The organism is Tenggerimyces flavus, assembly GCF_016907715.1.
GTDB lineage: Bacteria > Actinomycetota > Actinomycetes > Propionibacteriales > Actinopolymorphaceae > Tenggerimyces > Tenggerimyces flavus.
The window spans coordinates 2857669-2884245 of the sequence record NZ_JAFBCM010000001.1; the positions used below are offsets into that span (position 1 = coordinate 2857669).

Genomic DNA, 26577 nt, shown 5'->3' on the forward strand with positions numbered 1-26577 from the left:
CGACGAGCTTCAGACCCTAGTCCCGAACGGGCGCGCCTGTCTTGTGAGCCCCAGCCCGCAGATTGTCGGGGCGCCCGGAGTCACGCTCGGTGTCCCGTTCGTCCAACTCGTTCAGCAGCGAACGCAGCTCCGAGCGCAGGAAGTCGCGGGTCGCCACCTCCCCGACCGACATCCGCAGCGACGCCACCTCACGCGCCAGGAACTCCATGTCCGCACGCGTCCGGTCCGCCACGTCCCGGTCGTGGTCGTACTGGATCCGGTCCCTGGCCTCCTGCCTGTTCTGCGCGAGCAGGATCAGCGGCGCCGCGTACGAGGCCTGCAGCGACAACATCAGGGTCAGAAAGATGAACGGGAACGGGTCGAACCGCAGGTTGCCGGGCGCGAACACGTTCCACAGGATCCACACGACGACGAAGCACGTCATGTACGCGATGAACCGTGCCGTCCCGAGGAAGCGGGCGAAGTTCTCCGAGAACCGCCCGAAGAACTCCGGGTCGTACTCGAACTGGATCAGCGAACGCCGCGGATACAGCGGTACGTCCAGCCGCTGGGCGTCGGTTCGCGAGACCAGGAAGCGATCTCGGTCGCGGCGAGCCTTCGTGGGTCGCACATCGGTGGGGTCGGCGGTTGGCCGGTCGTCACGTGCCACGGGTCACCTCCGCGTACCGCTCGCGCCAGTTCTCCGGCAGCAGATGGTCCAGAACGTCATCCACCGTCACCGCACCGAGCAGCCGGCTGGACTCGTCGACGACGGGAGCCGCCATCAGGTTGTACGTCGCGAGGTAGCTTGCCACCTCGTCCAGCGACGCCTCCGGCCATAGCGGCTCGAGGTCGGTGTCGATGACGCTCGACACCAGATCAGACGGGGGTTCTCGCAACAGCTGTTGGAAGTGCGCGACGCCGATCAGTCGTCCAGTCGGCGTCTCCATCGGCGGCCGGCAGACGAACACCATCGTCGCGAGGGCCGGTGTCAACTCCTCGTTGCGCAGCCGTGCCAACGCGTCCGCGATCGTCGCGTCTGGGGGGAGGATCACGGGCTCGGTGGTCATCAGGCCGCCGGCCGTACGTTCCTCGTACGCGAGCAGCCGGCGTACGTCGTCCGCCTCCTCCGGCGCCATCAACAGCAGCAGCTGCTCGGCCCGGTCCGGCGGCAGCTCGGCGATCAGGTCCGCCGCGTCGTCCGGCGACATCTCCTCCAGAACGTCGGCCGCGCGCTCGAGGTCCAGCTCCTCGATGATCTGGACCTGGTCCTCCTCGGGCAGCTCCTCCAGCACGTCCGCCAGCCGCTCGTCGCCCAACGCCGACGCCACTTCCGCCCGCCGCTTCGGGGTGAAGTCGTGCAGAACGCTCGCCAGGTCGGCCGCCTTCATCGTCTCCAGCCGTGCCAACAGGTGCCGCGCGCCCTGAGCCTCCTCCACCAGCGAGAACCCGGTCACCGCGTCCCAGTCGACGACCGCGGTCTGGCCACGGCGACCGAATCGCTTTGCCCCCTTGACGATCGCGATCTTCGTGATCTCCCAGTCCCGGTTGCGGCTCTGCTCCAGCCCGACGTCGAACACCGTGACCTGCTCGCCGGTCTCCTCCAGCGTGACCCGGCGGTCGAACATCTCACCGAGCACGAGCGTCTCGGTCGGCCGCTGCTCGAACTTGCGCATGTTCACCAGGCCGGTCGTGACGACCTGGCCGGCGTCGACCCTTGTGACCCTGGTCATCGGCAGGAACACGCGCCGCCGGCCGAGGACCTCGACGACGAGGCCGAGGATGCGCGGCGGGCGTCGGTCCGTACGCAGCATCGCGACGATGTCGCGGACCTTGCCCACGGGATCGCCATGCGGGTCGAAGACCGCGGTCGACGCGAGTCGTGCGGCGAAGACCCTGGTCGGCGTGCTGCTTGTCACAGGACCTCCCTCGCGCCTCGTTCTACGGGCAAACCCTATGCGACGGGGGAAAGTCCGTAGACGCGGCGCGCGTTGTCGCGGCCGATCATCGTCGCGACCCGGATGGCGTCCGCCTCGGCCCACTCGCCGGCGTCGACGAACTCGCCCAGCACGTGGGTGATCGCGCGCCGCCACAGGTGCGCGCCGAGGTAGTGCAGCTCGGCCGGGCCCCACGCGTCGGAGGAGAACAGCAGCTTGCCGAACGGTGCCGTCTCCAACGACTCCGCGACGATCGCCGCGGCCCGCGCGCCGGTGTAGTTCACCGCGAGGCCGACGTCGAAGTAGACGTCTCGGTACGCGTGCGCCAGGTAGCCCGCTTCGCGGTGGAACGGGTAGCAGTGCAACAGCATCAGCGGCGTGCCGTACGGCTCGGCCAGCTCGATGAACTCCGTCAGCAGCAGCGGGTTGGCCCGATGCAGCCGCAGGTCCGGGTCGCCGAACCCGACATGGAACTGCAGCGGCAGCCTCCGTTCGACGCCGGCCCAGATGAGGTGCCGGAGCAGCACAGGATCGCTGACGCGATCGGTCGACCCGCTCGCCAGCCACTCACCCGCCGCGGTCTCGACCTCGCGCAGGGAAGGCTGCTGCGGCTCGAAGTCGAGGCCCAACCGGTACGCCACGACGGTCTTCGTTCCCACTGCGGAGGCGAGCCGTTCGTCCAACGCCTCGGCGAAGCGCGGCGCGAACTCGGCCGCCGTACAGCCCGACCCGGCGACCTGCTGGGCCACCGACTCCAGGCGGACGACCTCGTCGGTCGTCGCACCCGACGCGAGGCTCATGCCGTCGAGGTCGAGGATTCGGTCGGCCGCGTAGCCGGTCTCCAGCAGGTAGTGCGCGATGCCGGAGGCGTGCAGCAAGCGCCGGTTGACATCGTCCGTACCGAGCTCCCGGCGTGCCGCGAGGTAGTCCTCGGGTGACACGTGCGGCTCGAGCCCGAGGACGGGAGCGCACCACCGGCGAATCGCGAAGCCCAGTTGAGAGTCGAACGCGCTCAGCCCATCGGGCAGGGGCCGGTCGGACTCGCTGATCAGCTGCTCGAAGTCGTCCGCCTCGGTCGAGATCGCGCCGTGCACGTGGTGATCGACGAGGTCCAGGGCTTGAACGGCCTCCGCCAGCTCGCTCACGACAGCTTCGGCCCGCGCGTCGGGCGGCGGTGGAAGACCCACGGCAACTTGCCGCGTGTCGTCGCCGGGCTGTCCGGTGGCGGCGCGGCCTCGTCGTCGGTCGGCATCTTGCCGGGGTGCTCGAGGACCTCGCCGGTCGGAACGAGGCGGGTGATCGTCGACTCGCTCGCCCAGCGGTCCGGCAGGTTCGCCGCGTCGGTGGCGTTCAACCGTTCGCTCCGCAACGCCGCGAGCGCGGTGTCCCACTCGGGTGAGCCGGGGGTGAGCTGTTCCGCGCGCGCCCGCCAGGTGACCAGGCGGGCCTGGCTGTCCTTGGCCCGCGCGGTCACGGTGACCTCGGCAGCCTCGGCGAGGCCGGGAACGGGCTGCTCGCCACCGCCCGCGACCACGTACGCGACGCCGTCCTGCCAGGCGTGCCACACCGCGCGCGCCCGGTCCAGACCTGCGTAGCGAAGCCACAGCAGGTCCGACTTGCGCCCCGCCTCGTCGACGAGCGCGGCCAGCAGCTGCGCGTCCATAGAGACGAGGCTAGGGCATGCCTCTCGCCCCTAGCCCCCTCACAAACTGTGGGGTTCTGGTAGCGACACGCCAGCGTGTCGCTACCAGAACCCCACAGTTTGTGAGGGCCCGGGCGAGTGGCATGCGCTAGGGAGTGATGTCGATCGGCCGCACCCCTGGCGGGGTGAAGCCGAGCACCTGGCCGTAGAACGACAGCTCCGCCTCGGTCGCGGCGATGATCGACTCGGTCTTCCGGAAGCCGTGCTGCTCTCCCGGAAACATGATCAGCGCGTGCCGGATCCCCAAGTCCCGCAGGGCATCGGCGAACAGCTGCGACTGCTCCTTCGGTACGACCCGGTCCTCCTCGCCCTGCAGGATCAGCACCGGGCAGGACGTCTTGGCCACGTGGGTGATCGGCGACCGTTCGTCGTAGATCGCGGCGTCCTCGGGCTGCGAGCCGATCAGCCCGTCCAGGTACCGCGCCTCGAAGTCGTGCGTGGTCGCGGCGAACGAGCGCAGGTCCGCCGGGCCGAACAGGGAGTTCGCCGCGGCGAAAGTTTCGGTCGCCACCGCGGCGCACAGGGCGGTCCAGCCGCCGGCCGAGCCGCCGCGGATCGTGAGGCGCGCGGGGTCGGCGTCCCCACGTTCGACCAGCGCCTGGGCCGCGGCGACGCTGTCCTCGACGTCGACGACGCCCCACTGCTTGTTCAGCCGTTCGCGATAGGCGCGCCCGTACCCGGACGAGCCGCCGTAGTTGACGTCGAGCACGCCGATGCCCCGGCTGGTCAGGTAGGCGATGCTGAGGTCGTACTTCGCGTGCTGCATCGCGGTCGGACCGCCGTGCACGAACACCGCGTACGGCGGCAGTTCGCCGTCCGGCGCCTGGAAGTCGGGGTTGCGGGGCGGGTAGATGTGGACGTGCACCTCGCGGCCGCCGGCGGGCCGGAGCGTCGTCGACTCGGCCACCGGGAGGTACGTGGCGTCCGGCACGACGTCGGCCTCGTACGCCTCTCGCACGACCTCGTGCGCGCCGGTCGCGAGGTCGACGACGATCAGCGACGTGGGCCGGTCCGGCCGGTAGGCGAGCGCGGCGAACCGGCTGCCCGAGATGTCCACCATGACCTCGAACCCCGAGAACGGCAGGTCGAGGTCGTCGAGCGCACCGGTGGCGGGGTCGAGGATGCCGATGCGCTGGACGCCGAGCCCGTGGACGGCGGCGATGCGGCCGTCGGGGAGCACGCCGTACGTCCGCATCCCGAGCAGCCACAGCGGCTGGGCGAACTCCTCCTCGACCGGATGCAACGGCTCGGGGTCGTTGCCAGGCTCGAGCCGGTAGAGGTTCCAGAACCCGGACCGATCGGTCACGACGTAGAGCTCGTCGTTCGACGCCCATTCCGGCTGATAGACCGCCTCGGCCGGGCCGCCGAGGACGACGTCCCAGCTGTCGACGCGCCCGTTCTCGATCGCGCCGATGCGCAGCTCGGTGCCGTCCCAGGGCATGTTCGGGTGGTCCCAGGCCAGCCAGGACAGCTTGGTGCCGTCGGGGGAGACGCGCGGGTTGGAGAGGAAGCGCGAGCCGCTGACGAGCTCGCGGATGGCGCTCGCGTCGTTCGCCGCGCTTCCGTCGAGGGGAACGGCGACGATGGCGCGCTCGAGGTCGCCGGCGCTGTGGCGTTCGTGGATGCAGAGGATCTCGGCCTGGTCGGGGCTGAGCTGGAGCTCGGCGAAGCGCAGCTTGGCGCCCGACTCCGGGGTGAGCGGGACGGGATCCTCGCCCGGGTCCACGCGGTAGAGGCGCTGGTCGGTGAACTCGACGAACGCCAGCGCGCCGTCCGGCAGCGGGACGTACGAGACCCCGCCGTACTCGTGCACGCGGCTCCGCGCGTTCCACGGCTGGGGGATCAGGTCGACGCGTTCGCCGTCCGCGCGCCGCCTGACGACGACGCTGCGGCCGGACTCGTCGGGGCGCGCTTCGGTCCACCAGAGCTCGTCGCCGGCGAACGTCGGGAAGCCGAACGCCCGGCCGCCACGGGTGAGGCTGGCCGCCTCGATGGGGGAGATCCACTCGCCGTACGGCGCTGTGTTCTGTGCACTCACGGGCTCGACCTTATGGCTTCTCGGAGGCGCGAATGGGGCATACCCGGAGGGCTTGGGAGATCTTTGCCCGCCCGCTTCCGGACAATGCCCGGAAGCGGGCGTCCGGTGAGGTTGTCCGGGCGGATGGACCGCCCTAACGTCGGCGACGTTGCGGAGGGGACAGCGGTCAGGGCTCGTCGTCTCCGTACACGGATCGGCCCGCAAAGCGCCAGCCCCGCGTCGTCCCCCCCGGCACCGGACTGCTGGCACCTGGCGGGCCGATCATTTCCGTAGCAGCAGACCCGCGTCGTCGCCACTTCACCGGACCGGACTGCTGGCACTTGGCGGGCCGATCATTTCCGTAGCAGCAGCCCCGCGTCGTCGCCACTTCACCGGACCGGACTGCTGGCACTTGGCGGGCCGATCATTTACAGCATTCCGCGGCGGACCGCCTGCATGCCCGCCTGGAAACGCGTGCCGGCGTCGAGCTCGTCCATCAGCTGCCGTACGTGGCGGCGCACTGTGCGCGTGTGCACGCCGAGCTGCCGGCCGATCGCCTCGTCGGTGAGGCCGGCTGCCAACAGGGCAAGCAGCTTGACCTGCACCTGGCCGCGCTGATGCGGGTCCGCGGAAGGTTCGGCGCGCAGCGGGAGCGAACGACGCCACACCTCCTCGAACAGCGCGACCATCGTGTCCAGCACCGACGACGCGTGGACGACGATCGCGCTGTCGGCACGTTCCGAACCCTGCAAGGAGATCAGGCCGACGTGCTCGTCGGCGACGAACATCTTCACCGGGACGTCGGTCGTCACGCGGGCCTGTTCGCCGGCCTCGACCATCTCCAGCGCCGCGTCGAGGTGCCCCGGCAGCTCGAGCCCGACCCGGTCGTAGATCACCCGGTACTCGATGCCCTGCGCGAGCAGCTCGCGTTCGACGTTGTTCGGCCCGTACCCCAAGTACGGCGGGCGATCGAATGCGCGGACCTGGCGCCGCGCGCTGCGCTGCAGCTCGAGCCAGCGTTGCGACGTCGCGTCGGCGGTCGTGACGATCTCGACGACCTCCTCGGGCCCGGTGGCAGGGCGCGCGCCGCGATGCCGTTCGCCAAGATGTCCCGCGGTGACTCGGGCGCGTTGCAGCTCCTCCTCACGCGAGCGGATCAACACCTCCAGCGCCACATCCGGCGCGGCCGCGGCGTAGCGCCTCGGCAGTCCGGGCAGCAGCGAGACCAACCCCTTGCTCTCCAAGGTGGCGAGGGTCTTTCGTACGCGAGCACGTGGTAGTCCGAGGTCGAGCAAATCGTCCGCACTGGCACGCGGTCGATCCACCAACGTGGTGTAGATCAGCTCTTCGTCGGGTGTCAGGCCAACACTTTCCAGCAAGGAACGTCCCCCTACATCAACATTTCGCTGGCCAGCGTAAGCAGGGAGAGCAGTCAGTAAATGCGGAAGCGCGGAATTGGGGTGGCGTCAACCTGGAGTTGACGACGGCGGTTCCTGGGCAAACCGCCCGTATGGCCCTACCCGGTGGGGTTGCCGTGCGTCCAGCGGCCGGCCAGCAGCGTGCCGAAGACCTCGATCTTGCGGAGATCTTCCGGAACAAGGTCGGCCGGATCGTCGTCGAGAATCATGACATCGGCGGGTTGTCCGATCTCGAGCTCGCGGCGGCCGCGGCTCGCCGCGGCGAGTGCGTCCGGAAGTTCCAGCGCTTGTTCCGGATGCCAGGCCGGCCGGTCGTCATCCGTCCGTGTGATCGCGGACGCGATGCCGTCCCACGGGTCGAGCGGCGCGACCGGAGCATCCGAGCCGAGCTCGAGAGTCGCACCGGCGCGGAGCAGGTCGGCGTACGGGAACGCGCGCTCCGTCCGTCCCGCCCAGTACTTGTCGGCGACGTCGCGGTCGTCCGGCGCGTGCGCGGGCTGGACACCCACGGCGAGTCCGGGTCGGGCGAACCGGTGTACGTCGGACACATCGACCAGCTGCGCGTGCTCGATCCGGCCCGTGCAGCCGACCTGCTCGAACGCGTCGAGAGCGATCCGGTTGGCGAGATCGCCGATCGCGTGGACCGCGGGCTGCAGCCCGTTCTCGACGGCGCGCCTCATGCTCGTGACCAGTTCGTCGGGCGGGAGTTCGAGCAGACCGTTCGCCGCGTCGCCTTCGAGGCCGGGGTAGGGGCGTGCGCAGTACGCCGTTCGGGTGTTGAGCGAGCCGTCGACGAACAGCTTCAGCGGGCCGACCTCGAGCAGGTCGTGCAGGCGGTCGCCCGTACGGTGACCTGCGGCGATGGCGTGCTCGAGCCAGGCGGGGTAGACGGTGGCCTGGATCCGTACGTCGATCCGGTGCTGGGCGAGGCGGCGCGGCCAGTCGGTGAGGTTGTCGGCGAACTCGAAGTCGATGATCCCGGCGACGCCGCGGGCCGCGGCCGCGGTGGCGGCCTCGGCGACCCACTGGTCGAGTGTCTCGACCGGTGCCTGGGGGAGGGCGGCGACGGCGCGGAGGCAGTCCTGTTCGCGAAGGATGCCGGTTTCATGCTCGTTCGCACCGACGACCTCGAGCGCGGCCGGGCTCAACCAGACGGTATGCAGGTCGTTGCTGAGCAGGGCGATCGGGCGGTCCGGGAGCGCGGCCTGGAGCAGGTCCTGGTGCGGCTGGTCGGGCCAGATTCCGTCCCGAAAACCGAATCCGCTGATGATCTCGCCGCCGGCCCGCCCATCGACGGCGGCGAGTACGAGGGCGACCGCATCCGCAGCTGAACGCGCTTTCGTGAGATCGATCCGCCGTCGGCTCGTTGCCCACTGCACGAGATGGGCGTGCGCATCCCACATCGCGGGTAGTACGGTCCGCCCTTCCAGGTCTACCGTCGTAGCGTCGCGCGGTACGTCGGTGGATTTGGCGGGGGTGATCGCGGTGACCAGTCCATGGTCGATGGTGAGATCGGCGGTCTGGCCGCGGCTGCCGAGCCGCGCTTGACGAAGGACGAGCACGCTGCATTCTCCCGATCGAGCTGTTTCGGTGGAAGACACACGGAGAGGCGACCACGTGGAGCGTTCAGGTGGTTACCGGGACGGACTGGGTCTTTTCACCGTCCGTGATGTGAGAGTCGCCGTCCGCTTGGTGACGCGGCCCATGTCCATCCGCCGGAACGGCAGGCAAGATGCCAGGGGGCGCGTGTGGGACACGCCGGGGTTGGCCGCGAGGCCGCGTTATCAGGGAGGACACCACCAATGCTCGACCCGATGCTCGTTGACGAACTCGAGAGCGTTCCGGCAATGGACGGATTTGCCGGCGTCGACGAGCTGGTGGCCACGACCCAGCGCCTGGCGGCTGAGTACTCCGACGTAGCTCGGCTGCGGCGGATCGGGACCTCGCGGCTCGGTGAGCCGTTGGTCTGTCTGACCGTGGGGAGCGGCGAGCACCATGCGGTGGTCTTCGGCATGCCGCACCCGAACGAGCCGATCGGCGGGCTGACCGCCGTTCATCTGGCTCGGCGGATCTGTGCGGACCCGGCGTTGCGTGAACGCTTGGGGTACACCTGGCACATCGTGCCGTGCATCGACCCGGACGGGACACGGCTGAACGAGGGGTGGTTCGAGGGGCCGTTCACGCGGACGTTGTACGCGCGGAACTTCTACCGCCCGGCGGCCTCGGAGCAGGTGGAGTGGACGTTCCCGTTCGCGTACAAACGCGCGTACTTCGACCAGGTGCTCCCGGAGACGTTGGCGCTGATGCGGCTGATCGACGACACGCGGCCGACGTTCATGTGCTCGCTGCACAACGGCGAGGTGGGCGGCGTGTACTACTACCTGTCACGGCCGGAGCCGTCGCTTTACCCTGTGCTGCAAGGGATTCCGGCGCATCTGGGGTTGCCGTTGGACACCGGGGAACCGGAGGCGCCGTTCATCCGGCGGCTGGACACGGCGATCTACCAGACGGCCTCGACGGAGGAGGCGTACGACTACGCCGAGTCCGCCGGGGTCGATCCGCTCCACGAGGTCGCGGGGGACTCGTCGGGGGCTTACGCGTCGCGGTACGGGACGCTGACGTTGGTGTCGGAGCTGCCGTACTTGGCGGACAAGAACGCGGGGGACCAGCGGCCGGCGAAGATCGGCTACGGGGATCTGTTGCGGACCCAGGCTCTGGGCCTGCGGGAGTTGGCGTGGTTGCTGACGGACACGTTGGAACACGTTTCCGATGACATGGTGACGGATTCGCCGTTCCTGCGGGCGACTCGCTACTTCGCGCCGATGTGCGCATCCCTGCCCGAGATGAACGAACGCCGCGCCGCCGTGGCCGAGGCCTCGCGCCCGGCGACCGTGGCGGAGCAGCACTCGTGCGAGGACCTGGTGCACATGTTCCGCCTGCGCTACGGCGGCATGCTGCTGCGAGCACTGGACGGCGAGGTGGCGATCGGCAACGGCACCCCCGCGATCCGCTTCCGCCGGGCAGCGTTGTCGGAGACGTTCCAGGCCTGGTGCGACGAAGCGGAGGAGGCATCGTCGGCCGAGACGATCCCGATCAAGAAGCTCGTCGGCACCCAGTACGCCGCCATCCTCGCCGTCGCCTCCCACGCCTCGACCCGTCGCAAGTAGCCCCCGCGCGACTTCGCCCACCAAAGGGGCGTTCCCGACCCACCTCGTTGGTCCTCAGAACGCCTCCTCATGGGCAAAGTCGCGATGCGAGACGCCCCCTGCCACCCGTCGGCGCCCCGCGCTCGGAGCTGGGCCTGTCCACAGCCGATGCGACTTCACCCATCGAAGTGGGGTTTCGAAGGCTCCTGCCACGTTGCAGAACCCCGGTCGGGTGGGTGAAGTCGCACCAGCTGTGAGTATTGACAGGTCAGTAGTGTAAGTGCAGACTTACCGTTCGTGGGGACTTACCAAGGCCGCGCTCTCGAAGCTCTGGGGGATCCGACTCGGCGGGCGATCTTCGAGCGGCTCGGCAGAGGTCCTTGCTCGGTCGGCGTCCTGGCCTCGGAGCTCCCGGTCAGCCGGCCAGCGGTTTCGCAGCACCTCAAGGTGCTCAAGCAGGCCGGGCTCGTGGTGGACCAAGCCGTGGGGACCAAGCGGGTGTATCGGATCGATCCGAAGGGGGTCGACGGCTTGCGCGGGTATTTCCAGCAGTTCTGGACGGATGCGATGGCCGCCTTTCAGCAGGCCGTCGAGGAGGAAACATGACGCAGCAGACAGACGACACCGTTCGGGTGCAAGTCACGGTTGACGCTCCGATCGAGCGCGCGTTCGCGGTGTTCACCGAACGGTTCGACAGTTGGTGGCCGCGCGGCCATCACCTCGGAGACGGCGACCTGGTCGCCGCGGTCATCGAGCCGGAGAAGGGCGGCCGGTGGTACGAGCGCACCGCCGACGGCAAGGAGTGCGACTGGGGCCACGTACTCGAGTGGGATCCGCCGCACCACGTCGCGCTGTCGTGGGACATCAAGCCGGCCTTCGATGGCGTCGATCCCGAGCGGGCCAGTCGCATCGACGTACGGTTCGAGGCCGACACCGAGAAGCGGACGACGGTCACGCTCGTGCACTCCGAGTTCGAGAAGCACGGCGACGACTGGCAGCAGCTGCGCAACGGTGTCGGTGCGGACGACGGCTGGGGCGGCATCCTGACCGCGTACGTCGAAGCGGCCAACGCCTGAAGCGGAAACGCCCCCGCCGTGATCGGCGGGGGCGCCTCGCTTAGAGCCAGCCGTTGCGCTTGAAGAACCGGTGCAGGGAGAAGCACACGACGAGCATGAGTCCCAGCACCATGAAGTAGCCGAACCGCCACCGCAGCTCCGGCATGAAGTCGAAGTTCATCCCGTAGATGCCCGCGATCATCGTCGGCGACGCGATGATCGCCACCCAAGCGGAGATCTTGCGGATGTCCTCGTTCTCCGCGACCGTCAACCGGGCCAGGCTCGCCTGCAGGATCGACGTCAGCAGCTCGTCGAACGAGACCACCTGCTCACGCACCCGCGCCAAGTGGTCCTCGACGTCGCGGAAGTACTCGCGAATGTCCGGTACGACCAGCCGCATCGGTCGCTGCGCCAGCTCGTGCAGCGGCCCCGCCAACGGCGCCACCGCCCGCTTGAGCTCGAGCACTTCACGCTTCAAGTGATAGACGCGGTCGACGCTTCGCGCACCACGGGTACCGAAAACGGCGGCCTCGAGCTCGTCAATGTCGTCTTGCAGCCGGTCCACCGCGGCCAGATAGTCGTCGACCACACCGTCGGCAACCGCGTGCAGGACGGCAGACGGGCCGAGCGCGAGGTGCTCGGCGTTGCTCTCCAGCTGCGTACGTACTTTGCCCAACGCGCCATGGTCACCGTGCCGAACGGTGACGACGAACGAGGGGCCGACGAACGCCATCACCTCGCCGGTCTGCACGATCTCCGACGTCGTCGTGCCGAGCTCGTGCGGGCAGTAGCGCACGGTCTTGAATACCGCGAACAAAGTGTCGTCGTACCGCTCCAGCTTCGGCCGCTGGTGCGCGTCCACCGCGTCCTCAACGGCCAACGGGTGCAGGTCGAACTCGTCCGCGATGCCCGCGAGCTGGTCGGCGGTCGGCTCGAACAGACCGATCCAGACGAAGCCGCCGCCCTTGCGGGCGCGACGGACGGCATCGGTGTACGAGGTCACCTCGTACTGGCGGACGCCGTTCTTGTAGAACGCCCAGTCGACGATGGCCGACGCGGGCTCGAGGACGGAGTCGGATTCCACGGGCGCGGGGGCGATGCCCTGCGGGGGACGTCCTCGAAGCACGCGCATCATCGCGCGTGCCCGGCGTCCGGTAAGAACCGCATTGCGGTTGCGCAGGTTGTTGGTGCTGGTGCTGGTTGCGGCCATGGTGACCACCTCCTCGTCGAACACTCTCGGGCTGCGTTCGCGACGGGTGTCGCGAACGGCGGAGGTCCTCCGAGGCCCCGCGGCTCACCGCGGGCCGGGAAGGCCGACGATCAGCGTTTGAGACGGGAATGGCGACGGAGGACGCAGGTACTCTGTTGATCGGCAGGATTCACCGGGTCCACCTCCTCGCCGCCGGGCCCTTGCCGGGCGTCACGTGTATGAGGCCGCAGCCAAAGGGGAAACCCGTCTGCGGACAGGCGAAGACGGCCCCCTCAAACACACGACCGCCGGCAAGCCTACCAGCGGGGAGCGGTGGTCTTGGGGCATCCTTCGTGAACATCTTCATCACCCGGCGTCCGGCCATCGCGGCCGGAGGAGAGGGCGAACCATGTCCCTGCCACTTCCCGAACCGCCCACCGGTCTGCCCGTCGGTTCGTACCCGAACTACGCCGAGGCGCAGCGTGCGGTGGACTATCTGTCCGACCAGAAGTTCCCCGTGGAGCAGGTGACGATCGTCGGGAGCGACCTGCGACTCGTCGAGCGCGTCACCGGCCGGATCACCCAGGGCAGCGCAATCCTGGCGGGCGCCGGAAGCGGAGCTTGGTTCGGTCTGTTCGTCGGCGTCCTGATGTCCCTGCTGCCGCCTTCGAACTTCCTGCTGATCATCCTCGGCGTCGTCATCGGTGCGCTGTTCGGCCTGATCTTCGGTTGGGTCGGCTACCGCGCGACCGGCGGCAACCGTGACTTCACCTCGCGTACGCAGGTCGTCGCCGCCAAGTACGACGTGCTCTGCAACCCGCACCATGCCGAAGAAGCGCGCAACCATCTCGCGCAGCTCGCGCTGAAGACCGGGACGCTGTGACCGAAGGCGCCGAGCTCTGGATCGCTCGTCACGGCGAGACCGAGTGGAGCCGTACGCATCGCCACACCAGTACGACCGATCTCCCGCTGACGTCGGCGGGAGAGCAAGCCGCGAAGGCGCTCGCGGAACGGCTGGCCGGCACCACGTTCGACCTGGTGCTGACCAGCCCGCTGCAGCGCGCTCGGCAGACCGCCCGGCTCGCCGGCTTCGGCGACCGGGCGGTGGTCGATCCGGACGCGCACGAGTGGCGGTACGGCGAGTACGAGGGCAGGACCACCGCCGAGATCCGCGAGACCGTCCCGGGTTGGACGGTCTTCAGAGCGCCGTCGCCCGGCGGCGAGACCGCTGCCGACGTTGCCGCACGCGTGGATCGGCTGATCGCGCGGGTGCGGCGCGAGGCGACGACGGCACTGTTGTTCGCGCATGGGCATGTGTTGCGCGTCCTCGCCGCACGCTGGGTCGACCTGCCACCCGAGGCCGGCGCCCATCTGGTGTTGAACGTCGCGACGCTCAGCGTGCTGGGCTGGGAGCGCGACACTCCCGCGGTGGAACGCTGGAACTCCTGACCCGCTGTCTGCCTGGCAACCGAGCGACCGAGTCCGTCAGGTCGTCGGCGACGTGTACTTGCTCAAGGTGAGGACGGCGCCCTGCGGGTCCTTGATCACGGCGGTGCGGACGGGGCCGGCATCGTAGGCGGGAACGATCACCTCGGCGCCGCCCTTGGTCGCCCGATCCAGCGCGGCGTCAGTGTTTTCGACGCTGAACGTGATGCCCCAGGTCGGCGGCGTCTCGTCGGTGACCTCGCTCATCCAGGCGACGACGTCCCAGAAGCCGTCGGGTGCCTGGTCGGCGGCCTGGCGCTCGCGGATGTTCGGGTCGAAGTTCGCGAGCAGGTCGCCGTACCCGTCCAGCTTCCACATCCAGCTCTTGCCGAACCCGAAGTCGATCTCGTCCGCGTGCCAGCCGAACACCTCGCCGTAGAAGGCCTTCGCGCCCTCGACATCGGTGGTCTGGAGGTCGTTGAAGTTCCAGGAACCGGGCTCGTTGATCCGGTCGGCGCCGCGGTGGTCGCCGGGCTGCCAGAGCTGGAGCCTCGCGCCCGCCGGATCGGCGATCGTGGCCGAGCGGCCGTCCTGGCCGAGGTCGTACGGGCTGACGAGGACCGTTCCGCCCGCCTTCGCGGCGCGTTGGGCGACCTCGTCCACGTCGTCGACCCAGACGTAGGTGTTCCAGGTCGCCGGCGCTTCTTGGTCAGCGGCCGTGATCGCGCCGGCGTACCCGTCGCGCAGTTTGGCCATCGCGTACCCGCTGCCGTCGTGGGTCTCGTACGTCCAGCCGAACAGCTTCGTGTAGAAGGCTTGCGCCGCGGCCGGGGCGGGCTGGGTGGTGTCGACCCAGCAGGGCACACCGTGCATGTATCGGTCCATGACGCTGACGCTATGCAGGCTTCCGGTCAGTTTCTGGCCTGAATCGTCGGGGAAGTTGCCGCCAGGCGGTGAGAGTCTCGAGGAGTCCCGGGGTGAGCGGGAGGTCTTCGAGCTCCTCGCCGGTGACCCACCGCACCTCGCTCGCGTCGTCGCCGGCGGTGGGGTGGGGGTCGCCGACGAGCGTGGCGGCGTAGTCGTCGATGACGTACACCTCGTCGTCGGTGCGGCCGGGGCGTTCGACCGAGCCGATCAGCTGGCCGACGCGTACGGTCAGGCCGGTCTCCTCCCGTACCTCCCGGGCGGTGGCCTCTGCGCCGGACTCGCCCGGCTCGACCCGCCCGCCCGGTACCGACCACAGGCCTTCGGACGGCGGCCTACCGCGCCGGATGAGCAGCAGTCGGCCTTGGTCGTCGTGCACGAGTGCGCCCACGCAGGGCACTCGGGTCGGCATCAGACCTCCGGGTCCAGGCCGTCCCAGGGGCGGTGGGACGTGTAGGCGCGGCGGCCTTCGGGGCAGTGGTTGGCGAAGTCGCACCACTGGCACTGCGATCCGACGATCGGCGGAAACACCCGATCCTTGGCGGCGTCGTCGAGCCCGGCGCGGAACGCCTGCTCGGCGGCGTACGCCTCCTCGCCAATGCTCTCCGCGCGGAGCAGGTGGCGCGTGATCGACTCGGGGGAGTGCTCCCAGGAGGCGACGCGTCCGGTGGGCAGGTGGTGCAGCTCGACCCGCCGGCAGCGCCTGCGGAGCGTCCGTGCCGCCGCGGCCGCGTAGACCGCGAGGGCGAGCGAGGTACGGGCGTCGTCGGTGTCGAGGACGTGCCGGCCGGTCTTGTAGTCGACGATGACGAGCTCGACCGCGCTGACCTCGCGTACCGGGCCGTCGGTGTCGGGATCGTCGGCGGGGATCAGCCGTTCGTCGATCCGGTCGACCCGTCCAGACAGGGCGAGCGTCGAGGTGGTGAGGGCGACGGTGCGTTCGACGCCTTTGGGCTCGTCGGCCGGATCGAGACCGGTGGTGTAGGTCTCGACCAGTCGCCTCGCGTGTTGGCGCCAGCGGTAGCTCTGCGCCTCGTCGCGGAAGCCGTCCTCCAGCCAGCCTCGCTCGACCAGCTCGCCGGCGGCCTCGACGGTGCGGTGCTCGAGCGGGAGCCGCCACCAGGAGGCGAGCGCGGTGTGGACGGCCGCCCCGAGGCTGTTGTGCGCCCAGGGCGGACCCTTCGGCGGTGGCGGCCGGTCGAGGTAGGTGAACCGGTACCGCCGCGGACAGTCGAGCCAGCCGAGCAACCTGGTCGGAGTCGCGCGAAACAGCCGGCGTGGCATCTGCTCGAAGCCGAGCTGTTCGGGCGCGGTCATGTAGGCCATCCTCGCAGCGACCACCCCCAGCCTCGCCGCGGCCACGCTGGTCGGGATGGCGGTGGCGGCGGTCTGGTGGAGATCGGGGAGAGGGGTTGGAGGCGTGGTGGCTGCGGAGATCGCGAGGGCGGTGTTTGGCGGTGACGTCGGGTGGCGCGCGTGGGTGCCGCGGTGGCGTGAATGGGCAAGGGGGTAAGCGATGCTGGCGTGCATCGGTGCTGTGGGAACGCGGTGTGGTTGCGGGTGGAGGTCATCGTCGGGGCTCCGATGGGGGGTGGCGGGGGACCGCGGGTGAGGACGCTCGCTCGTCAGAGCTCGCACTCGTGGGCGTGGGCGGCATGGTCGGGCCGAGTGGTGGGCAGCGGTGGCGGCGTCGTCGGTCGCAGGCGAGGTGGCTTGCCCAGGCGCGATGGCGAGTGGAGGGCTGTGGCTGCGAATGGCCAACGGGGGTGGGGATGTCGGCGTGGAGTGGTGGGTGGGCGGTTAGGGCTCGGCGACGAAGGAGCGGATGGCGTCGGCGATCAGCTGCACGGCGATGGCCGAGACCAGCAGGCCCGAGATGCGCGTCACCAGCGTGACTCCGCTGTCCTTGATCAACCGAATGATCAGCACCGAGTAGCGCATCGACAGCCACAGCATCACGTGGACGGCCACGATGGCCAGGGCCACGGAGGCGAACGTGCGGACCGAGTCCACCTGTCGCGAGAACACCATCGTCGCCACGATCGCGCCCGGCCCCGCTAACAGCGGCGTACCCAATGGCACCAGGGCGACGTTCACGTCCGCTGTCGCCGACGGCTCGGAGGCGCGCCCGGTGAGCAGCTCCAAGGCAACGAGCAGCAGCAACAGGCCACCGGCTCCCTGCAACGCGGGCAGGCTGATGTGCAGGTAGCTCAGGATGCTCTGCCCGAAGATCGCGAACGCCACGATCACCGTGAACGCCACCGCCACCGCTTGCCAGGCTGCCCGGCGGCGGACGCCCACGGTCTTGCCGGAGGTCAGGGCGAGGAAGATCGGGATCGTGCCCGGCGGGTCCATGATCACCGCGAGCGTGATCGCGACCTCGCCGAAGAGCTGCCAGTCGAGCAGGTTCCTCATCCGCGTAGCCCAGCTTCAGCGTGTCCGTCTCCCCAGGTCAGTGCGAGGCGAGCCCTCGCGACTGACCCAAGAATGACGAACGAGCGATTCGAACGCCAGTGCGAAACAAGAGGCTGGGGATAACTCATGGCAGATAAGGCGTAGCCGCGGACCGATCCGAAGCCTCGGAGTTCTTCGCGGCGACCTCCAACAACCGCTCGAACTGCTCCGGCGACGTCGTACAGCTCCCCAGATCGTGGTCCGTCTTCCCCGCCCCGTGATAGTCCGAGGATCCCGTAGCGATCAGCCCCAGCGAGGAAGTCAGCGACCGCAGCGCCTCCCGCGTCGCCGGGTCGTGGTCGTGATGATCCACCTCCACCCCGGCCAACCCCAGCGCAGCGAAGTCCGCGAGCACCGAAGGCGTCAACACCGACCGGCTCCCGCGTCCCCACGGATGCGCCAGAACGGGCACCCCACCAGCCTCGATCACGAACCGAATCGTCGACTCCGGATCCGGCGCGTACCGCGTGATGTAGCCCGGCTTCCCCTCGGCGAGCCACCGGTCGAACGCCTCCTTGCGCGACGCGACATACCCGCGCGCCACCAGCGCGTCCGCGATGTGCGGCCGGCCGAGCGACGTCGCCTCCACCGACTCCGCCGCGACGTCCTCGAGCGTCAGGTTCACGCCCAGCGCCGCGAGCCGCTCGAGGATCAGCGGCACCCGCGCGTTCCGGCCCTCGCGGACTCGTTCCAGCTCGTTCTGCAACGTCGGGTCGGTCGGGTCGGGCAGGTACGCGAGCAGGTGGACGCCCATGTGCCCGAACCGGCAGGAGATCTCCGCGCCGACGATCAGCCCGACGCGGAGCCGTTCGGCCTCGGCGCGCGCCTCGTCCCAGCCGATGAACGTGTCGTGGTCGGTCAACGCCACGACGTCCAACCCCGCCGCCGAAGCGGCCTGGATCAGCTCGACCGGCGAATCGGTCCCGTCGGAACGGCTCGTATGAGCGTGCAGATCGATGCGCACGCCCCGAACGCTAGCGTTCCACCCCCGGCAAGCGCGGAGTGAGCGCGCCGAACGGGAGCATCTCGACCTCCCGGCCCATCCCGCGCACGTCCGCCAACGTGATCGGCTCCATCAACAACGTCCCAGCGGTCTCCGGGAACAGGATCAGCCAGATCCACAGCCCGGCCGCCTCGCCCGCGTACACGGCGCGGTCCGGCGGAGCGGGGACGTGCCACAGCGACGTCGGGTGCCCGTCGGCGTCGACCTTCGCCTCCGCCTGCCCGAGCCCGAACTTCTCGCCCGGGTCGGGCCCGTCGATCCCCGAGAGGTACGCGCCCAGCCCGACGCCCGGCTCCTCCGCGACGAGGAGCAGCTCACCGGCGCCGCCGAGCGGGTTCGGTCCGTTCAGCGCGAGAACGGTGGCGCGCGCTCGGTCGTTGTCCGCCCCGGCGTGCCCCGTTCCGGCGACGACCCAGCCGTGCGGGAGCGGCCAGGGCAGCCAGATCGGCAGGTGCGACCAGTCGGCGAACCGACGTACGCCCTCAGGTGTCGGTTGCACGCTCGGCAGCAGCGGAGCCACCACGCCGTGCCGATCGCAGCTCCACGACGATGACCAAGCCGACGGCGGATGGACGAAACCACCACACCTCGGGCAAACCGGATCACCCTTCATGCACTAGACGGTCCCGCCATGAGCGGGCTCCGTCAAGTGCTGACCCCGCCTGGATCCGTCGCGCTCCGATGAAGACGATCATGAAAGGCGCGTCAAGATCAGCCGACGAAGCCGCGTTCGCCTACCGTGGTGAGCATGGGACCGTTGCAGCTCCTGGCCAACCCGAAGAAGCTCCTCAGCATCGTCACGATCGCTGCCGCGGTTCTCGCCGGTCTGTATGCGTTCTCCCAGACCAACGGGAAGTTGCCGGCCGCGGCGATCCTGCTCCTGGCCGTCGTCCTGCTCGCGGTACTCGCCATGAACAAGGAGGGCGGCAAGGGCTGGATCTGGTTGCTGGTCTCCTGGGCGGTCGCCGTGATCGCGTACGGCGCCCTCTTCCCGAACGGCCTCTCAGTTTGATGGTCGCGGTCCGGCTCGCTCAGTTTCGCCGCACGCCACCGCCTGTCAAGCGGCGCAGCGATGTCCAGATGGGGCTTCTTCGACCAGCCGGATCGCGACTAGGGCTGTGAGGCCTCGTCCCAGAAGTGCGTGAACACCTCGGCCGTCGCCATCGGACGGTCGACCGGCGCGGAGTGCCCGGCACCGGTGATCACCTCGTGCTGGGCGTCGAGGCGCTCGGCCATCCGTGCCTGGAGCTCCGGCGCCCAGCCGTCGTCGTCGGCGCCGTACGCCACCAGCTTGGGAAGGTCGACCTTCGCGAGGTCGTCCACCAGGTCCGGCGCCTCGAGGACGTGCTGGGTGATGACGCGGAGCGACGTCGGGTTGTTCGCCAGGAACCGAGCCTGCAGGAACTCCACGATCTCCTCGGCCGGCGCGGGCTGGCCCTGCGCGACCTCGATCGCGCGCTTCGCCTCCCAGACGGCGCCGAGACCCTGCGTGGGGATCGCGTCGATCATCATCCGGAGCAGGTCGGACTCTTGCGGCTTGAGGTCCCGGATCCCGGACGGGCCGCTGGACAGCAACGTGAGCGAGGCGAACGCGTCGGGGGCCGCGAGCACCGCGGCGCGGGCGACGAAGCCGCCGAACGAGTGGCCGACCAGGTGGACGGGACCGGCATCGATGGTGCGCGCGATCGCGACGGCGTCGGCGCCGAGCTCGTCGAGTGCGTACGCGCTGGCGTCGTCGGGACCGGGCGTCTCGTACTGTCCGCGCAGGTCGACGGCGACGACCCTGCGGCCAGGTCCGGCCAACAGTCCGAGGACCGAGAGGAAGTCCTCCTTGCTCCCCGTCCAGCCCGGAAGGAGCAGGGCGGCAGATCCGCGTACGGATGGATCCCAACCGGCCGGGATGGCTTCGAGGCAGGCGAATTCACCACGAGTGGTGACGAGTCGCCGTGCTTGAACCCCCGCCTGGAGTTCCAGTGACCGTGGTGTGCTCACGAGGAGTAACCGTAGGGCAAGGACCCTCCAGAGGATGATTCGGGCCGGACACACGGACCCGGCGCGTTCGGTAAGGATCCGCGGCGTCGTACGATGGCCCACGCCGGGGGTCCCGAGGGCACGAAGGAGGCCGGAGGTGAAGCACGCCGGGCGGCGTCGTGCACGTGTGCCACGCGTGCGCCGTGGCCGCGTCGTTGCTGCCGTGTCCTCGGCCTTGACCGTCGCTGTCGCGCTGTTGGGCGCGAGCGGGGTCTTCCAGCTCCCGGACCCGAGCCAGCTCACGTTGACCGCCGATGGTGGTACTCCCACGGCGGAACGCAGTGACGACCGCGCGTCCCGCGGGACTCGGCCGGAGACCGTTCCGCCGGCGCCGTCCCCGACGACAGCGGGCAAGAACAAGAACACTGCCCCGCCGGTGGAGCCCAACCAGACTCCCGAGCAGCCCGCGACCCCGTCGTCGAAGCCCAAGGCGGGCGAGTGGCCGCTGCCGGCGAGCTCCGGCGAGGGCAAGCGGATCGTGTACGACCTCGACGACAACTACGTCTGGCTCGTCGACGACGACAACGACGTGGAGCGCAGCTACCTGGTCTCAGGCACGAAGTTCGGGCAGCTCAAGCCCGGCACGTTCGAGATCTACAAGAAGCGCGAGCACACGACGAGCTACCACGGCATCGAGACCATGAACTACATGGTCTCGTTCTACAAGACTCCCAAGGGCAACGGGATCGGCTTCCACGACATCCCCGAGTTCATGGACTCCGGCGAGCCGGTGCAGACGCTCGCCCAACTCGGGACATCGCTCTCCGACGGCTGCGTGCGTCAGGCCCGCCCGGACGCCATCGCCCTGTGGGAGTTCTCCAAGGTCGGCATGAAGGTCGTCATCGTCTGACGACGACCTTCGCCTTTCCGCCTATTCGGCGGGCGTAGCGTCCGATCCAGCCTTGCGCCGACGGCGTACGCGCTTGCGCCGCGCCGGCCCTTCGTCCGATGACGACGCCGCCTCGGCCGGTTGCTCCGGTGCGGTCGTCGCGCCTTCCGAAGCCCCCCCGACCGGCTCGCCGTCACGTAGGCGGCGCCGCTGCCGAGTCCGCGTGCGGGCCGCCTTGCGCGCGGGACGTTCCGTACGGCTGTCGTCCGAAGACTCGGACCGTCGCCGCGGCGACTTGACCTTTGGCGGGCCCACCGTGCCGGTCACGTCCTTGGCGATGCCCAGGTCGGAGAACAGGTGGTCCGACGTGGAGTACGTCTCCACCGGCTCGTCGAACGGCAGCTTCAGCGCGTTGTTGATCATCTTCCAGCGCTGCATGTCGGGCCAGTCCACGAACGTCACCGCGACGCCCGTCGCGCCAGCGCGCCCGGTCCGCCCGATCCGGTGCAGGTACGACTTCTCGTCGTCCGGGCACTCGTTGTTGATCACGTGCGTGACGCCCTCGACGTCGATCCCGCGCGCCGCGACGTCGGTCGCGACCAGCACGTCGATCTTGTCGCCGCGGAACCGTTCCAGCGCCTTCTCCCGGGCGCCCTGCCCGAGGTCGCCGTGGATCGCCGCCGCCGCGAAGCCGCGCTCGGCGAGGTCGTCGGACAGCCGCTGCGCCGCCCGCTTGGTCTCGCAGAACACCATGACTCGGCCGCGGTCCTCGGCCTGCAGGATCCGCGCGATCACCTCGGGCTTGTCCATGTCGTGGCAGCGATAGACGAACTGCGCGGTCGCCGGAACCATCTGGCTGTCCTCGGCCGACTCGGCGCGCACGTTGATCGGGTGCCGCATGTGCCGGCGGGCCAGCTGCACGATGTCGCCCGGCATGGTCGCCGAGAACAGCATCGTCTGGCGCAGCTCGTGCGTCTTGGCGATCAGCCGCTCGACGTCCGGCAGGAAGCCGAGGTCGAGCATCCGGTCGGCCTCGTCCAGCACCAGCACCTTGACGTGGGAGAGGACGAGGCTGCCGCGGTCGGCGAGGTCGAGCAGCCGCCCGGGCGTGCCGACCACCACGTCGACGCCGCGTTTGAGGGCGTCCAGCTGTGGCTCGTACGGCACGCCGCCGTAGACGGTGAGGGTGCGGACGTCGCGGATGGCGCCCGCGACCTGGAGGTCGGCGGCGACCTGGAGCGCGAGCTCCCGGGTGGGCGCGACGACGAGCGCCTGCGGCTTGCCCGGCGCGTCGTGGTCGGCGTACTCGCGGTCGCCCTGGGCGACGATCCGCTGCAGGACGGGAATCCCGAACGCGAGCGTCTTGCCCGTGCCGGTGCGCGCCTGAGCGATGAGATCGGTGCCTAGCAGGCCGATCGGGATCGCCATCGTCTGGATCGGGAACGGCTCGGTGATTCCGACGCGCTCTAGGGCGTCGACAATCTCCGGTAGCGCACCGAGTTCCTTGAAGGTCGTCAGAGCTTTCTCGCTTCTTTTCTTCGCTGCATTCGCGGCCTCGCGGTCCCTGACCGGACGGGGTGACACCCACGCGATGGCCCTAGCAACCAGTCAGTCTACTTGGCGGGCCGTTACGATCCGCACATGACTGCCGAGCAGCCCGCTGAGCAGGTCCCGTCCGCCCTCGACGATCCGGTCTACCGCCCCGCGGTGATCGACCTGCTGGGGGTGCTCGCGTACGGCGAGCTCACGGCATTCGAACGGTTCGTGATGGACGCCACGATGGCCCCGACCGTGGACGACAAGGCCGCGCTCGACGCGCTCGCGGTGAACGAGTTCCACCACTTCGAACGGCTCCGCGACCGGCTCCAGCTGCTCGGAGTCGATCCGGTCTCGGCGATGGAGCCGTTCCGGACCGCGTTCGACGCGTTCCACGAGCACACCGCGCCCTCGGACTGGCTCGAGGGGCTGGTCAAGGCGTACGTGGGCGACGGGATCGCGACCGACTTCTACCGCGAAGTCGCCGCGTACGTCGACGCCGACACCCGTGCGCTCGTGCTCGAGGTGCTGGAGAACTCGGGGCAGGCGGAGTTCATCGTCGACCGGGTACGGAAGGCGATCGAGGAGGACCAGCGGATCGGTGGCCGGCTCGCGCTCTGGGGGCGGCGGCTGGTGGGAGAGGCCTGGTCACAGGCACAGCGGGTCGCGGCGGATCGGGACGCGCTCACCGCGCTGCTCGTCGGGGGAGTGGACCGCCCGGGGATGGATCTCGCGGCAATAGGCAGGATGTTTGCCAGACTCACCGAGATGCACACGCAGCGGATGACCGCCTTGGGGCTCCAGGCCTGAGCGGTCCAGGCGGGAGCCCCAAGCGGGCTTCGTCAGGTCGTGGTCTTGCTGCGGCCGGTCACGGCGGCAGCGATCACCACCAGTACTGCGGCCAGGACGATGCTGATGATCCAGCGCAGCCAGTCGATGCCCGGCGTGTCCTTGACGCCGAGCAAACCAGCCACGTAGTAGCCGATCAGTACGCCGCCCACGCCACAAACGAGCGTCAGCCAGAACGGGATGTTGTCTCGGTTGCCTGGAGCGACCCACTTGCCCAGAAGGCCGATGATGATGCCGGCGATGATGACGCCAATGACTTCCACCGCGGTGCCCCTTTCTCAGGCGAGAGCGCCCTCGCTCCCGCACAAGCACTACCCGGCTTGATCATCGCTCAATCTGAGCCCCGCGTGCGCATTTGGCGCGCAAATCTTCCAATCGATTTGTCCTGCTTCCGGTCGATACGCACGCCTAGTAATCGGTTTCATGCCACCACGGCGTGAACGCGACGCTTCAATGCTTGTAAGCGAGCGAAAGCGCATGGAAGTTGGCATGTCTGCGCATCTTGACGGGTTGTGTCGGCGGTGTGACACTCGGCGCAACTGATAGGCAGATTGCCTATCCATTCGTTGTTCGAGCAGATCGCCCAGCAGTTGACCAGCCCGGTGACACACCCCTGGAGCGAACTCATGAACAGATCACTGCAGTTGCTCGCCGCCGGCGTCCTCGTCGGAACGATGGTGATGGCGGCGACGCCCGCGTACGCGCACGGGTCGATGGAGAACCCGATCAGCCGCACCTACCAGTGCAGGTTCAACGACAACGTGGAGAACCCAACCACGCCTGCCTGTCAGGCCGCGAAGGCCCTCGGTGGCACGCAGCCCGTCTACGACTGGAACGAGGTGAACATCGCGAACGCGGCCGGCAACCACCGGGCGATCATCCCGGACGGCAAGCTGTGCAGCGCCGGTCGCGACAAGTACAAGGGCTTCGACCTGCCCCGTTCGGACTGGCAGGCAACCTCCCTAACGTCTGGCGCGCAGACGACGTTCACGTTCCATGCGACGGCCCCGCACCGCGGTAGCTGGGAGCTGTACGTCACCCGCGACGGCTACAACCCGAACCAGCCGTTGAACTGGTCGTCGCTTGAGTCGACGCCGTTCTTCCGCGTCGACGAGCCCCCGGTGTCGAACAACCGGTACACGTTCAACGTCCAGCTGCCGTCCGGGAAGAGCGGCCGGCACCTGATCTACCTGATCTGGCAGCGCAACGACAGCCCGGAGGCGTTCTACTCCTGCTCCGACGTCGTCTTCGGCGGCGGGTCGCCGAACTCCGCGCTGACGGGAACGAACTGGGCTCCGATGGTCGAGCTGGTCGCCTCGCTCAAGGGCGTCGGCACACCCACGTACGTGCGCGACGCCGTTCAGGAGTCGCACCACAACCACTAAGCACCTTCCTTTCCTTCAGGAGTGTTCGGATGAACAAACCCCTGCGGGTAGCCCTTGCTGCCCTACTGACCTCCGCGGCGGTGCTCGCGTTCACGCACACCGCGCAGGCAGCGCCGGCCACCGCCACGTTCGGCAAGACGGCGAGCTGGGAGACCGGCTACGAAGCGAAGTACACGATCACCAACGGCACGACGTCGACGATCTCGGGCTGGCGGGTCGAGATCGATATGCCAGGCGGCACGTCCGTCGGCACGTACTGGGACACGCTGCTCACCTCCTCCGGCAGCCACTACACGTTCGCCAACCGCGAGTACAACGGGTCGATCGCGCCGGGTGCGTCGGTGACGTTCGGCTTCGTCGCGAACGGAACAGGCAACCCGGCTAACTGTTTGCTCAACGGCGCTCCCTGCTCGGGCTCCGGTACGCCGGGAACGCCAAGCACGCCTGGCAATCTGCGGGTGACCGGTACGACGAACTCGTCGATCTCGGTGGCGTGGAACGCGTCGTCGGGAACGGTGACCGGCTACCGCGTGTACGAGGGCACGACCGTGCGCTCGACCGGGTCCGGGCTGTCCGCGACACTGGGTGGGTTGGCGACCTGTACGTCGCACACGTACACGGTGAAGGCGTACAACAGCGTGGGAGAGTCGGTGGCGAGCGGACCGGTGACAGCGACGACGACGGGCTGCACGACGCCCGCGGCCGGGATGGGCGCGGCGCCGTATCTCTATGAGGGTTGGGGAAACCCGCCGAACCCGCAGACCGTGATGCAGGCGACGGGGATCAAGACGTTCACGATGGCGTTCATCCTCTCCTCCGGTGGCTGCAACCCGGCCTGGGACGGCACCCGCCCGTTGACAGGTGGCGTCGACCAGACCGCGATCAACCAGATCCGCGCGGGCGGCGGCGAGGTCATCCCGTCGTTCGGTGGCTGGAGCGGCAACAAGCTCGGGCCGAACTGCTCGACGCCGGAAGCGCTGGCGGGCGCGTTCCAGTCGGTGATCGACGCGTACGGGCTGAAGGCCGTCGACGCGGACATCGAGAACACCGACGAGTTCGAGAACTTCACCGTTCAGGACCGGATCCTGAACGCGCTGAAGATCGTCAAGCAGAACAACCCGGGGATCAAGACGATCGTCACGTTCGGCACGACGACCTCGGGGCCGTCCTCGACGGGCATCCGGCTGGTCAACCGGGCCGCTGAGCTGCAGACGAACATCGACGTGTTCACGATCATGCCGTTCGACTTCAGTGGCGGCGCGAACATGTACCAGAACACGGTCAACGCGTCGGAGGGCTTGAAGAACGCGCTGAAGAACGCGTTCGGCTGGGACGACGCGACGGCCTACCGGCACATGGGCATCTCGGGGATGAACGGGCTGTCGGACCAGCAGGAGCTGACGTCGCTCGACACCTGGCGACAGATCCGCGACTGGGCGAACTCCAAGCAGCTCGCGCGGCTCGCCTACTGGGCCGTCAACCGCGACCGCCCCTGCCCCGGCGGCGGCGTGGTGTCGAACTGCAGCGGCATCGACCAGCCGGAATGGGAGTTCACCCGCATCACCGCCGGCTTCACCGGGTAGCCGGCAACAAGGCGTCGCCCTGGTGGGGAACACGGGTGCACCGTCCCCACCAGGGCGACCAGCTCGGTCAGCGTGCGCGAAAAAACGGATCGTCAGTACGGCCTGTGCTCGGATA

At 69.1% G+C, this 26577-nt stretch carries 27 protein-coding genes; 10 read left to right on the forward strand and 17 right to left on the reverse strand.

What is annotated here, in order from left to right; translation table 11 throughout:
• Positions 1–16: 16 nt before the first annotated feature.
• From JOD67_RS13385 to JOD67_RS13415, 7 genes are all read right to left on the reverse strand, one after another.
• The gene (locus JOD67_RS13385) at positions 17–610 is read right to left on the reverse strand and encodes a DUF1003 domain-containing protein (protein ID WP_372442364.1); all 594 of its coding nucleotides are present in this window, start codon (positions 608–610) and stop codon (positions 17–19) included.
• A 28-nt stretch (positions 611–638) separates the two neighbouring features.
• On the reverse strand, positions 639–1898 hold the full coding sequence (locus JOD67_RS13390; RefSeq protein ID WP_205117768.1) for a magnesium transporter MgtE N-terminal domain-containing protein: 1260 nt from the start codon (positions 1896–1898) through the stop codon (positions 639–641).
• 35 nt (positions 1899–1933) lie between these two features.
• A complete protein-coding gene (locus tag JOD67_RS13395) occupies positions 1934–3061 on the reverse strand; it encodes an amidohydrolase family protein (RefSeq protein WP_205117769.1) in 1128 nt (375 codons plus the stop codon).
• A complete protein-coding gene (locus tag JOD67_RS13400; RefSeq protein ID WP_205117770.1) occupies positions 3058–3579 on the reverse strand; it encodes a hypothetical protein in 522 nt (173 codons plus the stop codon). The genes JOD67_RS13395 and JOD67_RS13400 overlap by 4 nt, the downstream gene beginning before the upstream one ends.
• 127 nt (positions 3580–3706) lie before the next feature.
• Positions 3707–5656 (reverse strand): S9 family peptidase, encoded by a 1950-nt coding sequence (locus JOD67_RS41890; protein WP_205117771.1) that lies wholly within the window; start codon positions 5654–5656, stop codon positions 3707–3709.
• A gap of 407 nt (positions 5657–6063) precedes the next feature.
• The gene (locus tag JOD67_RS13410) at positions 6064–7014 is read right to left on the reverse strand and encodes a helix-turn-helix domain-containing protein (protein ID WP_205117772.1); all 951 of its coding nucleotides are present in this window, start codon (positions 7012–7014) and stop codon (positions 6064–6066) included.
• 137 nt (positions 7015–7151) lie between these two features.
• Positions 7152–8615, reverse strand: a complete 1464-nt coding sequence (locus JOD67_RS13415) for an amidohydrolase (protein WP_205117773.1) — start codon at positions 8613–8615, stop codon at positions 7152–7154.
• 252 nt (positions 8616–8867) lie between these two features.
• On the opposite strand from JOD67_RS13415, the gene JOD67_RS13420 reads away from it, so the two are divergent.
• From JOD67_RS13420 to JOD67_RS13430, 3 genes are all read left to right on the forward strand, one after another.
• Positions 8868–10220 carry a M14 family zinc carboxypeptidase gene (locus tag JOD67_RS13420; RefSeq protein ID WP_205117774.1) on the forward strand — a complete coding sequence of 451 codons (1353 nt, stop codon included), beginning with the start codon at positions 8868–8870 and terminating at the stop codon, positions 10218–10220.
• Positions 10221–10496: 276 nt separating this feature from the next.
• On the forward strand, positions 10497–10805 hold the full coding sequence (locus tag JOD67_RS13425) for an ArsR/SmtB family transcription factor (RefSeq protein WP_205117775.1): 309 nt from the start codon (positions 10497–10499) through the stop codon (positions 10803–10805).
• Complete coding sequence (locus tag JOD67_RS13430) at positions 10802–11275, forward strand: SRPBCC family protein (RefSeq protein WP_205117776.1); 474 nt, start codon at positions 10802–10804, stop codon at positions 11273–11275. The genes JOD67_RS13425 and JOD67_RS13430 overlap by 4 nt, the downstream gene beginning before the upstream one ends.
• A 40-nt stretch (positions 11276–11315) precedes the next feature.
• Here JOD67_RS13430 and corA read toward each other — a convergent pair whose 3' ends face one another.
• The gene (gene corA, locus JOD67_RS13435; protein ID WP_239553829.1) at positions 11316–12464 is read right to left on the reverse strand and encodes a magnesium/cobalt transporter CorA; all 1149 of its coding nucleotides are present in this window, start codon (positions 12462–12464) and stop codon (positions 11316–11318) included.
• Positions 12465–12852: 388 nt separating this feature from the next.
• Between corA and JOD67_RS13440 the strand changes: the two genes are divergently transcribed.
• Positions 12853–13326, forward strand: a complete 474-nt coding sequence (locus tag JOD67_RS13440; RefSeq protein WP_205117777.1) for a general stress protein — start codon at positions 12853–12855, stop codon at positions 13324–13326.
• Positions 13323–13892 (forward strand): histidine phosphatase family protein, encoded by a 570-nt coding sequence (locus JOD67_RS13445; RefSeq protein ID WP_205117778.1) that lies wholly within the window; start codon positions 13323–13325, stop codon positions 13890–13892. Before JOD67_RS13440 ends, JOD67_RS13445 begins: the two co-directional genes overlap by 4 nt.
• A 36-nt stretch (positions 13893–13928) precedes the next feature.
• On the opposite strand, the gene JOD67_RS13450 is transcribed toward JOD67_RS13445, so the two are convergent.
• From JOD67_RS13450 to JOD67_RS13475, 6 genes are all read right to left on the reverse strand, one after another.
• The gene (locus JOD67_RS13450) at positions 13929–14753 is read right to left on the reverse strand and encodes a VOC family protein (protein ID WP_205117779.1); all 825 of its coding nucleotides are present in this window, start codon (positions 14751–14753) and stop codon (positions 13929–13931) included.
• Between the two features lie 10 nt (positions 14754–14763).
• On the reverse strand, positions 14764–15204 hold the full coding sequence (locus JOD67_RS13455) for an NUDIX hydrolase (RefSeq protein WP_205117780.1): 441 nt from the start codon (positions 15202–15204) through the stop codon (positions 14764–14766).
• Positions 15204–16109, reverse strand: a complete 906-nt coding sequence (locus tag JOD67_RS13460; RefSeq protein ID WP_239553830.1) for a RecB family exonuclease — start codon at positions 16107–16109, stop codon at positions 15204–15206. Before JOD67_RS13460 ends, JOD67_RS13455 begins: the two co-directional genes overlap by 1 nt.
• Before the next feature lie 483 nt (positions 16110–16592).
• Entirely contained in the window at positions 16593–17207 is a 615-nt protein-coding gene (locus JOD67_RS13465; RefSeq protein ID WP_239553831.1) for a MarC family protein, read from the reverse strand.
• Positions 17208–17331: 124 nt separating this feature from the next.
• Positions 17332–18210, reverse strand: a complete 879-nt coding sequence (locus tag JOD67_RS13470) for a PHP domain-containing protein (RefSeq protein ID WP_205117782.1) — start codon at positions 18208–18210, stop codon at positions 17332–17334.
• A 10-nt stretch (positions 18211–18220) separates the two neighbouring features.
• Positions 18221–18862 (reverse strand): DUF6758 family protein, encoded by a 642-nt coding sequence (locus tag JOD67_RS13475; protein WP_205117783.1) that lies wholly within the window; start codon positions 18860–18862, stop codon positions 18221–18223.
• 135 nt (positions 18863–18997) lie between these two features.
• Between JOD67_RS13475 and JOD67_RS13480 the strand changes: the two genes are divergently transcribed.
• Positions 18998–19261 (forward strand): hypothetical protein, encoded by a 264-nt coding sequence (locus JOD67_RS13480; RefSeq protein ID WP_205117784.1) that lies wholly within the window; start codon positions 18998–19000, stop codon positions 19259–19261.
• A gap of 98 nt (positions 19262–19359) precedes the next feature.
• Here JOD67_RS13480 and JOD67_RS13485 read toward each other — a convergent pair whose 3' ends face one another.
• Complete coding sequence (locus tag JOD67_RS13485; protein WP_205117785.1) at positions 19360–20241, reverse strand: alpha/beta fold hydrolase; 882 nt, start codon at positions 20239–20241, stop codon at positions 19360–19362.
• Positions 20242–20443: 202 nt separating this feature from the next.
• Here JOD67_RS13485 and JOD67_RS13490 point away from each other — a divergent pair, with 202 nt between their 5' ends.
• Positions 20444–21130, forward strand: a complete 687-nt coding sequence (locus JOD67_RS13490; RefSeq protein ID WP_205117786.1) for a L,D-transpeptidase — start codon at positions 20444–20446, stop codon at positions 21128–21130.
• A gap of 21 nt (positions 21131–21151) precedes the next feature.
• Here JOD67_RS13490 and JOD67_RS13495 read toward each other — a convergent pair whose 3' ends face one another.
• Positions 21152–22537, reverse strand: coding sequence for a DEAD/DEAH box helicase (locus JOD67_RS13495; protein ID WP_205117787.1), 1386 nt, complete (start codon positions 22535–22537; stop codon positions 21152–21154).
• A gap of 213 nt (positions 22538–22750) precedes the next feature.
• Between JOD67_RS13495 and JOD67_RS13500 the strand changes: the two genes are divergently transcribed.
• A complete protein-coding gene (locus JOD67_RS13500; protein WP_205117788.1) occupies positions 22751–23455 on the forward strand; it encodes a ferritin-like fold-containing protein in 705 nt (234 codons plus the stop codon).
• Between the two features lie 32 nt (positions 23456–23487).
• Here JOD67_RS13500 and JOD67_RS13505 read toward each other — a convergent pair whose 3' ends face one another.
• Positions 23488–23757 (reverse strand): GlsB/YeaQ/YmgE family stress response membrane protein, encoded by a 270-nt coding sequence (locus tag JOD67_RS13505; RefSeq protein ID WP_205117789.1) that lies wholly within the window; start codon positions 23755–23757, stop codon positions 23488–23490.
• Positions 23758–24120: 363 nt separating this feature from the next.
• Here JOD67_RS13505 and JOD67_RS13510 point away from each other — a divergent pair, with 363 nt between their 5' ends.
• Together JOD67_RS13510 and JOD67_RS13515 are read left to right on the forward strand one after the other, a co-directional pair.
• Entirely contained in the window at positions 24121–24879 is a 759-nt protein-coding gene (locus tag JOD67_RS13510; protein ID WP_205117790.1) for a lytic polysaccharide monooxygenase auxiliary activity family 9 protein, read from the forward strand.
• Positions 24880–24908: 29 nt separating this feature from the next.
• Complete coding sequence (locus JOD67_RS13515; RefSeq protein WP_205117791.1) at positions 24909–26462, forward strand: cellulose binding domain-containing protein; 1554 nt, start codon at positions 24909–24911, stop codon at positions 26460–26462.
• The last annotated feature ends 115 nt before the right edge of the window (positions 26463–26577 follow it).